At 64.6% G+C, this 11,645-nt stretch carries 16 protein-coding genes; 11 read left to right on the forward strand and 5 right to left on the reverse strand.

Annotation, left to right across the window (positions count from 1 at the left end; genetic code table 11):
• The first annotated feature begins 30 nt into the window (after positions 1 to 30).
• Together A9K66_RS28845 and A9K66_RS28850 are read left to right on the forward strand one after the other, a co-directional pair.
• A complete protein-coding gene (locus A9K66_RS28845) occupies positions 31 to 1,653 on the forward strand; it encodes a peptidase M20 (protein ID WP_067330681.1) in 1,623 nt (540 codons plus the stop codon).
• Positions 1,650 to 2,582, forward strand: a complete 933-nt coding sequence (locus A9K66_RS28850; RefSeq protein ID WP_067330684.1) for a dimethylarginine dimethylaminohydrolase family protein — start codon at positions 1,650 to 1,652, stop codon at positions 2,580 to 2,582. The genes A9K66_RS28845 and A9K66_RS28850 overlap by 4 nt, the downstream gene beginning before the upstream one ends.
• Before the next feature lie 115 nt (positions 2,583 to 2,697).
• Here A9K66_RS28850 and A9K66_RS28855 read toward each other — a convergent pair whose 3' ends face one another.
• Entirely contained in the window at positions 2,698 to 3,027 is a 330-nt protein-coding gene (locus A9K66_RS28855) for a hypothetical protein (protein ID WP_127246655.1), read from the reverse strand.
• A 222-nt stretch (positions 3,028 to 3,249) separates the two neighbouring features.
• Here A9K66_RS28855 and A9K66_RS28860 point away from each other — a divergent pair, with 222 nt between their 5' ends.
• Positions 3,250 to 4,689, forward strand: coding sequence for an FAD-binding oxidoreductase (locus A9K66_RS28860; protein ID WP_067330690.1), 1,440 nt, complete (start codon positions 3,250 to 3,252; stop codon positions 4,687 to 4,689).
• A gap of 14 nt (positions 4,690 to 4,703) precedes the next feature.
• Here the strand turns inward: A9K66_RS28860 and A9K66_RS28865 are convergent, their stop codons facing one another.
• Positions 4,704 to 4,904 (reverse strand): hypothetical protein, encoded by a 201-nt coding sequence (locus A9K66_RS28865; RefSeq protein WP_067330694.1) that lies wholly within the window; start codon positions 4,902 to 4,904, stop codon positions 4,704 to 4,706.
• A 137-nt stretch (positions 4,905 to 5,041) separates the two neighbouring features.
• Between A9K66_RS28865 and A9K66_RS28870 the strand changes: the two genes are divergently transcribed.
• From A9K66_RS28870 to A9K66_RS28885, 4 genes are all read left to right on the forward strand, one after another.
• The gene (locus tag A9K66_RS28870) at positions 5,042 to 5,302 is read left to right on the forward strand and encodes a hypothetical protein (RefSeq protein ID WP_127246657.1); all 261 of its coding nucleotides are present in this window, start codon (positions 5,042 to 5,044) and stop codon (positions 5,300 to 5,302) included.
• Between the two features lie 3 nt (positions 5,303 to 5,305).
• A complete protein-coding gene (locus tag A9K66_RS28875; protein WP_127334995.1) occupies positions 5,306 to 5,566 on the forward strand; it encodes a hypothetical protein in 261 nt (86 codons plus the stop codon).
• Positions 5,567 to 5,689: 123 nt separating this feature from the next.
• Entirely contained in the window at positions 5,690 to 6,169 is a 480-nt protein-coding gene (locus tag A9K66_RS28880; RefSeq protein ID WP_067330704.1) for a class I SAM-dependent methyltransferase, read from the forward strand.
• Positions 6,170 to 6,241: 72 nt separating this feature from the next.
• Complete coding sequence (locus tag A9K66_RS28885; protein ID WP_067330707.1) at positions 6,242 to 6,457, forward strand: hypothetical protein; 216 nt, start codon at positions 6,242 to 6,244, stop codon at positions 6,455 to 6,457.
• On the opposite strand, the gene A9K66_RS28890 is transcribed toward A9K66_RS28885, so the two are convergent.
• The 3 genes from A9K66_RS28890 to A9K66_RS30910 form a co-directional block, all read right to left on the reverse strand.
• Entirely contained in the window at positions 6,454 to 7,158 is a 705-nt protein-coding gene (locus tag A9K66_RS28890; protein WP_067330790.1) for an SOS response-associated peptidase, read from the reverse strand. The genes A9K66_RS28885 and A9K66_RS28890 overlap by 4 nt on opposite strands.
• A gap of 107 nt (positions 7,159 to 7,265) precedes the next feature.
• Complete coding sequence (locus tag A9K66_RS28895; protein ID WP_066999287.1) at positions 7,266 to 7,484, reverse strand: hypothetical protein; 219 nt, start codon at positions 7,482 to 7,484, stop codon at positions 7,266 to 7,268.
• A gap of 581 nt (positions 7,485 to 8,065) precedes the next feature.
• On the reverse strand, positions 8,066 to 8,212 hold the full coding sequence (locus tag A9K66_RS30910) for a hypothetical protein (RefSeq protein WP_082954140.1): 147 nt from the start codon (positions 8,210 to 8,212) through the stop codon (positions 8,066 to 8,068).
• A gap of 230 nt (positions 8,213 to 8,442) precedes the next feature.
• On the opposite strand from A9K66_RS30910, the gene A9K66_RS30620 reads away from it, so the two are divergent.
• From A9K66_RS30620 to A9K66_RS28910, 4 genes are all read left to right on the forward strand, one after another.
• Positions 8,443 to 8,601, forward strand: a complete 159-nt coding sequence (locus A9K66_RS30620) for a hypothetical protein (RefSeq protein ID WP_156751168.1) — start codon at positions 8,443 to 8,445, stop codon at positions 8,599 to 8,601.
• A 238-nt stretch (positions 8,602 to 8,839) separates the two neighbouring features.
• Entirely contained in the window at positions 8,840 to 9,907 is a 1,068-nt protein-coding gene (locus tag A9K66_RS28900) for a type III polyketide synthase (protein WP_067330710.1), read from the forward strand.
• On the forward strand, positions 9,904 to 10,638 hold the full coding sequence (locus A9K66_RS28905) for a methyltransferase domain-containing protein (RefSeq protein WP_067330713.1): 735 nt from the start codon (positions 9,904 to 9,906) through the stop codon (positions 10,636 to 10,638). The genes A9K66_RS28900 and A9K66_RS28905 overlap by 4 nt, the downstream gene beginning before the upstream one ends.
• Positions 10,635 to 11,645, forward strand: a 1,011-nt coding sequence (locus A9K66_RS28910) for an NAD(P)/FAD-dependent oxidoreductase (RefSeq protein WP_067330716.1), incomplete at its 3' end; no start/stop codon positions are given. The genes A9K66_RS28905 and A9K66_RS28910, both read left to right, overlap by 4 nt.

An 11,645-nucleotide genomic window follows, 5' to 3' on the forward strand; every position in this document is an offset into this window, starting at 1 on the left:
GAAGAGCCGCTTCACTGCTTTCTTTGCGGCATGGAGAAACCGGTGACGACATCAGCGCAGGAAACGGCACTGGCCTGCATCGACGGCATCCAGCCGCTCTTGTCGGCCTGGACGCGCACCATCTTCGACCTCGGCGAGACCGCCTGGCGCGAGTACCAGTCCGCAGCCTGGTATGTCGACCGGCTGAAGCGTGAAGGCTTTTCGGTGGAAGAGGGCTCGGGCGGCATGCCGACCGCCTTCTGCGCGCATTGGACGAATGGCGACGGACCGACGATCGGCATGTATGCCGAATACGACGCCGTGCCCGGCAACTGCCAGGATGCCGCGACGGTCAAGCAACCGCGGGCGGGGCTCAGCGTCGAGGCGGGTGGCCATACCGATCCGCACTCGGGCCTCGGCATTGGCAGCCTCGGCGGGCTGCTCGCCGCCAAGGCCGCGATGCAGCAGCATGGCATTCAAGGCACGCTGCGCTTCACTGGCGAGCCGGCAGAGAAGGTGAGGGGCTCGAAGCCGATCCATGCCGCCAAGGGCTATTATGACGGCCTTGCGGGCATGATCTCCTTTCATCCCTTCTACATGCTGCCGCTCTGCAACACCGCGCGCTGGGACACGCATTGCGGCGCGGCCTATTCGATGATCTACCGCTTCATTTGCGACGAGCCTCAGAATTGGGGCCGCGCAAGCGACGGCGCCCCGATCCCGCAGGCGCATTCCGCGGTCAGGGCGCCAGGTGCCAACGACGCGCTGATGATGATGTACATGGCTTCCAAGGCGCTGCGCGATTCCATGCTGACGCACCAGGGCGGCTGGTCGATTAGCGAGGCGATCCTGACCGCGGGCCAGGCGACCGCCGACAATCTGCCGGCCGGCCTTGCCGAGATCCAGTACATGATCCGCGTGCCGACCATCGCCATGGCCGAGCAGGTGACCGCCGTGCTCGACCGAAACGCGGAAGCGGCGGCGAAGATGAGCGGCTGCCGCTACGAACGCCACTGGGTGTCGAAGTCGCGCCCGGGACTGGCCAACCACGCCATGGCCCGCATGACCTATGAAGCGCTCTCTACCGTCGGTCCGCCACAGTGGAACGAAGAGGCTCGGGCGATCGCCCGCGAGGTCCAGGTCAATGCTGGCGGCGAGGCGACCGAGAATCCGTTCATCGACGAGCTGGAGCGCCTTATCACGCCGCTGGAGGCCGAGGCGGTCCTGCGGCGCGACCTGCCGCCCTCGCAGGTGAACTCGACCTCGGACGACTATACCGACATGAGCTGGCACGCGCCGACATCGCGCTTCTACGTCGCCCGCCCGGCGCTGCGTTCGGCCAACGGCCACGCCTATCCCGCTTGGGTGATGAATGCGTTGGGCGGCATTGCGGCCACCATCGACCCGATGGTCACCTGCGCCTCCAAGACCGTCGCGCTCACCGCGCTTCGCCTACTGGAAGACAAGGCAGCGCGCGATGCGGCCATGGACGAATTCGTCAGGCGAACCGGCGGCGGCGCCGGCGGCTCGAACTGGATCGCGCCGCTTTGTGACTACGAGCCGCCGATAAACTTCCGCTGGCCGGAATATGTCCACACCGCGCGCGGGCGCGACTCGTGGATACCGAGCAGCCAATCATCTCAGGCAGACCGACCCACGAGGAGAACACCATGACCGTCCATGACCGCATCGTCGCCGAGCCGTTCTCGCTGCAGCGCCGCAATCCCAATGGCGGCACCAAGCCGCTTACTGCCTGGGGCTTCGCCAACGAGACCGACGTTCTGACCGACGTGCTGCTCGGCTCGCCCAATTTCCTTCGCCATCTTTCGACCAGTTCGCTGTCCAGAAAGCATCTGCGCGAGGCGCCCTGCAACATCCAGATCGCCCAGGCGCAGCACAAGGACCTCGTCGCCGCTTACGAGCATTTCGGCGTCACCATCCACTGGCACGAGCCGACGCCGGAACTGCCGATGCAGGTCTATTCGCGCGACTCCAGCGTCATGACGCCCTACGGCGCGTTCATCACCGCAATGGCCAACTGGTGGCGGCGCGGCGAGAACTACGCCGCCATCCGCACCTATGAGAAGCTCGGCATCCCGATCTACGACATGGTGACCGCCGGCACCTTCGAGGGCGGCGACTTCAACGTCATCGAGGAAGGCGTGGTGCTGATCGGCTGCGGCGGCGCCCGCACGCAGGAGGAGGGAGCGCGCCAGGTGCAGGCCTGGTTCGACAAGGAAGGCTGGGAGACGCGCATCGCCTTCATCGACGAATACTACGTGCACATAGACCTGATGGTGGTGCCGATCGCCGAAAAGCTCACCGCCGTCTGCCTTGCCTGCACCGAGCCCGGCATCGTCGACTGGCTGAAGGGCAAGGGCCACGAGATCATCGACGTGCCCTTCCAGGATACGATGGCGCTCGGCTGCAACTTCATGTCGCTAGGCAAGGACAGGGTGATCGCCCCGACCTCGAGCAAGACGCTGATCGAAAAGCTGAAGGCACGCGGCTTCGAGGTGGCGGCCGTCGACATGAGCGAGATCTCCAAGACCGGCGGCGGCATTCACTGCATGGCGCAGGCGCTGAAGCGGGTGAAGGCATAGGAGCACGGCGCCGAAGCTGCCAATCTCCCCCTTGAGGGCCCTTGAGGGGGAGATCTCCAGCAGGACAGAAGGGGGCGCGAAAGAGCTTCGATCTGTCCCGTTTCGCTCTCTCTCTCTACGCTGCGCCGGTCCACTCAGCGTATCGCCTCAGGCCCATGCCGGCGAACAGCATAATCATCATGATGGTGAAGAAGAAGGCGATGCCGAGGTAGAAGAAATTCGCTATGGGCGAAATCTTCACATACCGCACCTGCTTGAACGGCACGCCGCTCGGCTTTGTCGCCGCCAGTCCGAGCCAGAAGAAGAGGGTGACGGCAACGAGCACGCCGATATAAGGATCCATCCAGTCCGGCACTCTGACGAAACCGAAATTGAACGCAAACGCCCGGTTCGCTGACAATAGCAGCACAGACGATATCGAACAGGCAAACAACATGCGTTTCATGCGGCGTTCCCCTATATCCGCAGCGATAATCTCTCTTGATTGAGAGCCTGTTATTCCTGCCCGTCAAGATTGCTGGCAACGCGCGTGCCGTTCTTGCCAATCGTTTGTTGAGCAAGGCCCGCACGGCCGGCTCGCTGCCCGCGATAACTTGCGGGATGCCGAACATGAGCGCACACTAAAATTCGGGCGGAGGGGGCTCATCAACAAGAACGGGAGGAATTCATGAATGCCATGAGCTTCACTGCCCTTGAGGGCGGCAAGACCACAGTCGATGCCGCCGCCCTGGAAACGCTTTCGACGCAAATACGCGGCACGGTGCTGCGGGAGGGTGACGCCGGCTACGACGGCGCGCGCAGCATCTGGAATGACATGATCGACCGGCGGCCCGGGCTGATCGCGTGCTGCGTCGGCGCCTCCGATGTCGTTGCCGCGGTGAATTTCGCCCGTGAGAACGGACTTCTCGTCTCCGTGCGCGGCGGCGGTCACAACATTGCCGGCAGCGCCATCTGCGAGGGCGGCCTCGTCATCGATCTCTCCATGATGAAGTCTGTGCGGGTCGATGTCGCGGCGCGGCGCGCCTGGGTCGGACCCGGCGCCACGCTTGTCGATGTCGACCGGGAAACACAGGCCTTCGGACTGGCGCTGCCGACCGGCATCAACTCGACCACCGGTATTGCCGGCCTGACGCTGGGCGGCGGCTTCGGCTGGATCACCCGTAAATACGGGCTGACCATCGACAATCTCGTTTCGGCCGACGTGGTGACCGCGCACGGCAAGCTGCTGCGCGCCAGCGAGACCGAGAACGCGGACCTGTTCTGGGCGCTGCGCGGCGGCGGCGGCAATTTCGGCGTCGTCACGGGGTTCGAGTTCAAACTTCACCGGTTCGGGCCGCAAGTGCTGTCGGGCCTTGTGGTCCATCCCTTCGCCGATGCCGGGAAGGTGCTTCGGGAATACCGCGCCGCGCTCGAAACCGCTCCCGACGAACTGACCTGCTGGGTGGTCATGCGGCAGGCGCCGCCGCTGCCCTTCCTGCCGGCCGAATGGCACGGCAAGGAAGTGCTGGTGCTGGCCATGTGCTATTGCGGCGATATCGAGGCTGGCGAAAAGGCGACGCAAAAGCTCCGCGCCATCGGCACGCCGATCGCCGACGTCGTCGGTCCCAATCCGTTCACGGGCTGGCAGCAGGCCTTCGATCCGCTGCTCGCGCCTGGCGCCCGCAACTATTGGAAGAGCCATGACTTCACCGAGCTTTCCGACAGCGCGATCGAGATCACCACGACCGCGATATCCAGGCTTCCGGGTCCCGAATGCGAGATATTCTTCGGCCATGTCGGCGGCGTCGCTGGCCGCGTCCCGGCGGATGCGACGGCGTTTCCGCAGCGGAGCTCGCATTTCGTCATGAACGTTCACGCCCGCTGGCGCGAACCGGCCATGGACAAGGCCTGCATCGAATGGGCTCGAGACATCTATGAAGCATCAAAGCCTCATGCTGCCGGAACGGCCTATGTGAACTTCATGCCGGAGGATGAGATCGACCGTGTCGAAGCGGCCTATGGCGGCAATTATCGCCGGTTGCTCGAGATCAAGCAGCGCTACGATCCGCAGAACCTGTTCCGCATGAACCAGAACCTGCGTCCGAAGGAAGGACTGCGGGCCGCCTGACGGGGCAGCATGCCTCAGCCGCGCCGTCCCGACGCGTCTCGTTGACGAAGCCTTGAAGCCTGGAGCGCGTCGAGCCGTTGCTGGAGATGGCCGTTGAACACGATCATCTCCTTCAGCGCCTTCACCGGGTCGCCCTTGTGGCGGGCGATGAACCGCTCGGCGATTGCCTGAAGCGCCGCTTCCGCGCGGCTGTCGAGCCTGACGATGTGATCCATCTCGGGTGCTCCGCAGGTTCCCACTAGCATGTGAACAAAAAGGGAACAAAATTGTCAACGACGAATTGACTCAGCGAGGAACGGGTTCCTATTTTGTCAGCAGATGGGGCGGTTGCTCAGGATCACGGAGAGCCGCGTTGGGCAGACGGAGAAGCCGCTATGACAGATTGTTCCGGTCGGACGCGGAGGCGATCATTCGCGATGCGTTGGAACTGCGCCAGACCGTGCTGGCGGCGCAGCTCAATCTCAAGACCAACGGCGAAATGTACTGGCGGCTCAACGGGTTGGTGGAGAGGCTGCATGAGATGATGGGCGCGGTGGCGGGCAGGGACCTCGATTTCCGCGCCGCCTGGCTCGGCCTGCTGCCGCTGCCTGAGGATTATTCAGACCGGACATGAGAAATGGCCGGACCCATGGACAGCGTCGGCCGGGCGGCCAAGGCCAACATGCTGCTCATAGTCGAATGCCGCCACTGCTACCACGCCGGCCGCTTCAAGGCGAACGACGTGGCCAAGGTGGTCGGCTGGAACAAGCCGCTCGAAACCATCCGCTTCCGCTGCAAGCGCTGCGGCCGCAAGGACACTGAGGTCAAGACCCAGTTCATCGACCAGGATCACCCGCCCAAGGGTTATATCTGGGTGCTGCAGAAGGCGAGGGGGTAGCAGCTGTCACTCAACACGCGAGCTATTTCTGAGACCTGGTTTTACCGCGTTCGGGATCGACGGTGTCCCTGGCCGAAGCTACAGTGGCGGCCCTCGACACCATCGAGCCTGCCCGGAGCGCCCATGGACAGCCGCCTCGACCGCATGATCGCCCGCCTCACCACCCAGCGCCGGGCGCTGGAGCGGGCGGCGGAGGAGACCCGGGACTTGCCCGGCCCGGTGCTGGAGATCGGCCTGGGCAAGGGCCGCACCTACAGCCATCTGCGCAAGCTGTTCCCGGACCGCCGGATCATCGCCTTCGACCGCGACCTGCACGCCCCGGCTGATGCGGCGCCGGCCGGCGCCGACCTTGTGCTGGGCGATTTCCGCGAAACGCTGTCCGCCTTGTCCGGCTGCGCGCCCGCAGCCTTGGCCCATGCCGATTTCGGCAGTGAGGACCGCGCCCGCGACACCGCCCAGGCCGGCTGGCTGGCGGCGCTCATCGATGCGTTGATGGCACCGGGTGGCCTAGTGGTCAGCGACCGGGCGATGCAGTCGCCGCGCTGGACCCCCTTGCCCTTCGACACGCCGGACTGGCCTTATTTCCTCTGGCGCGTGAACTAGCCGCCACCACAGCTCACTTCACATCCGGCATCCGTTTCCGCCGGCTTCGTCGGCCGGGCGGTCAAGGCCAACATGCTGCTCATAGTCGAATGCCGCCACTGCTACCACGCCGGCCGCTTCAAGGCGAACGACGTGGCCAAGGTGGTCGGCTGGAACAAGCCGCTCGAAACCATCCGCTTCCGCTGCAAGCGCTGCGGCGGCAAGGACACTGAGGTCAAGACCCAGTTCATCGACCAGGATCACCCGCCCAGGGGTTATATCTGGGTGCTGCAGAAGGCGAGGAGCTAAAACAACGACCCCTGCGCCGGCGGTTCCGCCGGAAACTTGATCTGCGTCGCCGGCTTGTCCACGATCACCAGCGCGTCGTCCGGCGCCGGCCGCTGCAGCGTCTTCGCCTCCGACCACGGCGCTGTCAGCCACAGCTCGGTTTCCGCCTCGGTGGTCAGGATCACCGGCATCGCCTTCTCGTGGATCGGCGCGATCAACGCGTTCGGCCTGGTCGTCAGGAAGCCGTAGAGCTCGTGGTCGCCCGGACCTTCCTTCACCTTGCGCACGCCATGCCAGGGCGTCCACATCCCGGCGAAGAAGAACAGCGGGCGGTCCTCGCCGAGCGCGAACCAGAAATTCTTCTGCACGCCGGTTTCAGGATCCTTGTCGCCGGGCTTTGGCGAGGGTTCGGCAAAGCTCGTCACCGGCACCAGGCAGCGGTTCTCGACGCCGAGATAAGGCAGCCAGTGGGCATATTGCGGGTTGCGGATGTTGGTCGTGCCGGGATCGGCATTGCCGCGCACGCGTTCTTGCGGCGTCGGCATGCCCCAGCGCAGCCGGGCGAGCTCGCGGCTGCCGTCGGCGGCATTGCGCACCACCGGCGCCGGCTGGTTCGGATAGATGTCGACCGAAGGTTCGAGATTGCCCGAAATGTCGCGCAGCGCTCGCGTCCACTGGCGGATCGCTTCCTGGCTGGTGGTGATGTTGTAAAGATTGCACATCGGCAGCACTTCCCCGTCCCGCCGATTGTTCCCGCATTTTCCGCGGAGCGCAAACTGGTTGCCGGTGAGGCGATGGCAAGCCACACGAAATTGAGGATATCGGGCGCTCAGCGTCTGCGCCCGCCGCGCCGCTTTGGCTCGGCCGGCTCCGCGGCCGGCGGCTCGCCCGGCAGGCCCAGCCGGTGGCGTTCCTCCTCGGCGAAGGCTTCGGCTTCCGCGTGGATGTTGAACAGCTGATGGGCCAGCCGGCCGCCTTCGACGACGCGCACCAGCCATTGGCCGTTGATGAATTTTACGCGGACACTGTCTGGTTCGCCTGCCACCATGTGCAGCTCCAGCTCGTCGCCCTAAGAATTGCATCCTCGAACAGCAATACGATTTAACGCACGAAGGGTCGCCGCAAGCAACCGCTTATTATCCTCAGCAGCAGAATAGTTGCAAGGCACGAGCACACTTGATGTCGAAAATACAGATTTCCGGTAAGGGCCGTTCAAAATGGATAAAATCCAGACACTGAAAGCTTGAAGGACACCCTAGGTAGAATTCGACTTCGAAGCGGCGCCCGATCCGCGCAACGATACGCCTCTCGAGCGCTTTGGAGCGATTGTGAGCGCGTGCAGGTCCACCGCGGCAGCAGCGCTGGTTGCGGACCGATCGGTGGTGTGGAGGGCTTGCTTGCAAGGCGCGCCGGCGGCCCGGCAGCCTGGGGGGGTGTTTTGGGTTCGGCGGCCGGGCCTGACCGGAGTTTGCGAGCCTGCCGGCTACTTCGAACATGCGCTTGTACTAATGCAAGGGCAAGAACGACCTAGGCCCTAGGACCAAAGCAGTGGGAGGGGCGCAAACGGCCGAATACGACCACAGGCCCGCGCGAGGCTCCGGCCCGCCTCCACAGAACATTTGCCCAGCATCAGAAACCGAAGAACTGCTTGCCCACGAGGTAGCCCAGCGCCACGACTGCCAGCGGGAACAGCGCCGGCGCTATCCTGCCGAATGGCGAGGATCTTATCTCGCCCGCAGGGGCGTTGGGCTTGGCGTTGCCGAGGTTCTTGGTCATGGGTCCGTTACCGGAATTCGTTGCCGGGTGACCAACAATATTAGAAAGCGCTGATTAATTTTCTCACAATTCGATTGATGCAATTTGCAGCTATCGCCAGTAGTCGCTCTTCGCCCGGGGGTGCGCTTCCCGCTTCCTTGCCGATACCGTCAATGTCGGACCGGGCGAGCGTTCTACCCGCCTGGGAACCCTTCCCGCCCTCGCCAGGTTGATATGCGAGGCGAACCACCATGCTAGATAGGCCCCCTGCCGAAAACCCGGGAAGGACCCTCGCCATCGTGCTGGCGGTCGGCCTCATCATCATCGCCTTGTTCTTTATCGGCTTCAGATATTCAGAGCGCGATCAGGGAGCCTTGATCGTGCCCGGAACGGTGCAGGGCAGCAAGTGATCGACCCGAAATCCTTGCCTGCTGCTAGGGCACGGAAAAGGCTGTAACACTTTGATTTGCCTATCATCCCCTTCAAATCTTTTAGTTTCGGGATCATACGCCAGGGGAAGAATCAGGTTTTCCGAAACGTTTATCGAACAGGCAACGGTCAGCGCTTGGCGCCTGCCAAAGCGCGCTCATGAGCAAGGAACCCCTCCGGCAACAGCGCGCACCGCGCCGAGGCCCAGGGAGACAGTACATGTCCGCTAACGCCTACATCAACCGGATCGCGACGGCGGTTCCGGAGCATGAAGTCCACCAGTTCTACCTGCGCTACGCGGCCTCCATGCTCTGCAGCGACCGCAGGAAACTATTCGAACGCATGGCCGGGCTTGCCGGCATTGACCACCGCTTCTCCTGCTTTGCCCCGGCTCTCGACCCCGAAGGGCCGTCGGTCGATCTCGGCGGGATCTTCAAGCGGGGGGCATTTCCCGGGACGGCCGCCAGAATGGCTATGTTCGCAGAGACCGCACCCACGCTGGCACAAAAGGGCGTCGACGGGCTGCATCTCGGCAACGAGGCTTCGCGCATCACACACCTCATCGTCACCACCTGCACGGGTTTCTCCGCGCCCGGCATCGACCTCGACCTGGTTCAGCGCTGCGGCCTTGCGGACGGCGTCGAACGCACGATGATCGGTTTCATGGGCTGCTACGCTGCGGTCAACGGCCTCAAGCTTGCACGCCACATCGTACGCTCCGATCCGGGGGCAAGGGTACTGCTGGTCAACATCGAGATCTGCACACTGCACATCAGGGAAACCACCGAACTGGAAAAGCTGCTCTGCTTCTGCCTCTGGGGCGACGGCTGCGCGGCGAGCATCGTCACCGCCGAGCCGCCCGGCATCGAGCTCGACTCCTTCCGCTGCGCCGTCGCGAACGAGCAGCGCGAGCTGATGACCTGGGATATCCGTGACCAAGGTTTCGACATGGTTCTTTCCGGCAAGGTGCCGACCGCTGTCCAGGAAGCCCTGCGCAGCAACCGGGACGCGATCCTCGCAGGCCGGGCGCCGGAAGCGATCGACCTCTGGGCTGTGCATCCCGGCGGCCGCAGCATTGTCGACGCCGTCGAAAGGGCGTTTGAACTCGAGCCCGCCGCGCTCGAGCCCTCGCGCGAGGTGCTTCGCCAATATGGCAACATGTCGTCGCCAACCGTCATGTTCGTGATGGAGAAGATGCTGAAGAAGCCGGGCGGGCTGCTCGGCTGCGGCATGTCGTTCGGGCCCGGGCTGACGGCCGAGACCATGCTGTTCAGGACCGTTTCATGAGTGCGCTCGCTGAACGCAGCCTCGTTCCGGAAATCCTGGACGGGCTCGCGGCCGACGATGCGCGGGCAATCCGCTCGCGCCGCGATCTCGCCCGCATCAACGCGCTGATGTTCCAGGCGCCGATCATGGCCTCGCTCATGCGGAAATTTTTGGCGAGGCCGCCGGGCCGCATCCTGGAGATCGGCGCCGGTGACGGCACCTTCATGCTCAAGGTGGCGAGGCGCATGGCACGCGATTGGCGCCAGGTGGAGCTGACGATGCTCGATCGCATCGGCCTCGCCACGCCGAAGCTCGCGGCGGATTTCGCCGGGCTGGGATGGACGATCGAAACCATCACCGCAGATGTCTTCGATTGGGCGGAGAGGGCGGATGGCAGGGCCTTCGACGCGATCACGGTCAACCTGTTCCTGCATCATTTCAACGATGCTGCACTGCTTCGCCTGTTCTCGCTATTGCGGCCCAAGGCGCCGCTCATCCTGGCGACGGAACCGCTGCGGGCGGGCTTTGCACTGGTCGCGGCCCGGATTCTGCCGGCAATTGGCGTCAACGACGTCACGCGACATGATGCGGTTGAAAGCGTCCGCGCCGGCTTTCGCGGCCACGAGCTTTCCGATCTTTGGGCTGCCGCCGGCGGCAACCCGCTCGAGGAACGGCGCGCAGGGCCTTTCTCGCATGTCTTTGTCGGGGCCTCGGCGATCCAGGTCGGGGATGCGCCCAGGGATAAGCCGTGAAGCGCGCATCCACCCACGATGCGATCATCATCGGCGCCGGCCCGGCGGGCACGTCGGCGGCGCTGGCGCTCGCCCGGCGCGGATGGGCTGTCGCGATCGTGGAGAAGAGCGCGTTTCCGCGCCGCAAGGTATGCGGCGAATACATCTCGGCAAGCAACCTCGCGCTCCTTGACCGGCTGGGTATCGGCGATGCTTGGCGCGGCGAGGCCGGTCCGGAAATACGCCGGGTCGGCCTCTTTTCCGGCAATGCCAGCATCGAGGCGCCGATGCCGGGCGCGCGATCCGGACCCGCGGCAAGAAACGGCTTCGGCCGCGCGCTTGGCCGCGACATACTGGACACGCTGCTGCTCGACGCGGCCCGCTCGGCTGGCGTGGAAGTGTTCCAGCCCTGCCGTGCCGTCGCCATCGAAAGGGATGGCGACCGCCAGGCGGTGCGGATCCAGGCTACAAGCGGCAGTCCCGGCGAGGAGGGGATGACCCTGCGGGCATCGGTAATCGTCGCTGCACACGGTTCGTGGGAGCCGGGGCCGCTGCCGAGCCAGCTCGGGAAGCAAAGCCGCTCCTCGGACCTGCTCGGGTTCAAGGCACATTTCACCGGGTCGGCGCTGCCGCCCGATCTGATGCCGCTGCTCACTTTTCCCGGCGGCTACGGCGGCATGGTGCTCGCCGACCGTGGCCGCCTATCGATCTCGTGCTGCATTAGGCGCGACGTGCTTGCCCGGCTGCGCGGCAGCCTTGCCCGCGAACGCGGCGGCCATGTCCCGGCGGCCGAAGCCGTTGAGCGTCACATCATGGCGACATGCCGGGGCGCGCGGGACGCGCTGGCGGATGCCCGTCTCGATGGTCCGTGGCTCGCCGCCGGTCCGATCCGGCCGGGCATTCGCGCAGGCTACGAAGCAGACATCTTCCGCGTCGGCAATGTCGCTGGCGAGTCGCATCCGATTATCGCCGAGGGGATATCGATGGCGCTTCAGTCCGGCTGGCTTGTGGCTCAGGAACTCGGCGGG

It is taken from the genome of Mesorhizobium sp. AA23, assembly GCF_001672435.1.
Lineage (GTDB): Bacteria > Pseudomonadota > Alphaproteobacteria > Rhizobiales > Rhizobiaceae > Mesorhizobium.

Bases quoted from the DNA above. Each gene is read 5' to 3' on its own strand.
- A9K66_RS28900 (WP_067330710.1), top strand. From the start codon at position 8,840: ATGTCCGCTAACGCCTACATCAACCGGATCGCGACGGCGGTTCCGGAG.
- A9K66_RS28855 (WP_127246655.1), bottom strand. From the start codon at position 3,027: ATGAAACGCATGTTGTTTGCCTGTTCGATATCGTCTGTGCTGCTATTG.
- A9K66_RS28890 (WP_067330790.1), bottom strand. From the start codon at position 7,158: ATGTGCAATCTTTACAACATCACCACCAGCCAGGAAGCGATCCGCCAG.
- A9K66_RS30910 (WP_082954140.1), bottom strand. From the start codon at position 8,212: ATGACCAAGAACCTCGGCAACGCCAAGCCCAACGCCCCTGCGGGCGAG.
- A9K66_RS28865 (WP_067330694.1), bottom strand. From the start codon at position 4,904: ATGGATCACATCGTCAGGCTCGACAGCCGCGCGGAAGCGGCGCTTCAG.
- A9K66_RS28880 (WP_067330704.1), top strand. From the start codon at position 5,690: ATGGACAGCCGCCTCGACCGCATGATCGCCCGCCTCACCACCCAGCGC.
- A9K66_RS28895 (WP_066999287.1), bottom strand. From the start codon at position 7,484: ATGGTGGCAGGCGAACCAGACAGTGTCCGCGTAAAATTCATCAACGGC.
- A9K66_RS28860 (WP_067330690.1), top strand. From the start codon at position 3,250: ATGAATGCCATGAGCTTCACTGCCCTTGAGGGCGGCAAGACCACAGTC.
- A9K66_RS28905 (WP_067330713.1), top strand. From the start codon at position 9,904: ATGAGTGCGCTCGCTGAACGCAGCCTCGTTCCGGAAATCCTGGACGGG.
- A9K66_RS28875 (WP_127334995.1), top strand. From the start codon at position 5,306: ATGGCCGGACCCATGGACAGCGTCGGCCGGGCGGCCAAGGCCAACATG.
- A9K66_RS28845 (WP_067330681.1), top strand. From the start codon at position 31: ATGGAGAAACCGGTGACGACATCAGCGCAGGAAACGGCACTGGCCTGC.
- A9K66_RS30620 (WP_156751168.1), top strand. From the start codon at position 8,443: ATGCTAGATAGGCCCCCTGCCGAAAACCCGGGAAGGACCCTCGCCATC.
- A9K66_RS28885 (WP_067330707.1), top strand. From the start codon at position 6,242: ATGCTGCTCATAGTCGAATGCCGCCACTGCTACCACGCCGGCCGCTTC.
- A9K66_RS28850 (WP_067330684.1), top strand. From the start codon at position 1,650: ATGACCGTCCATGACCGCATCGTCGCCGAGCCGTTCTCGCTGCAGCGC.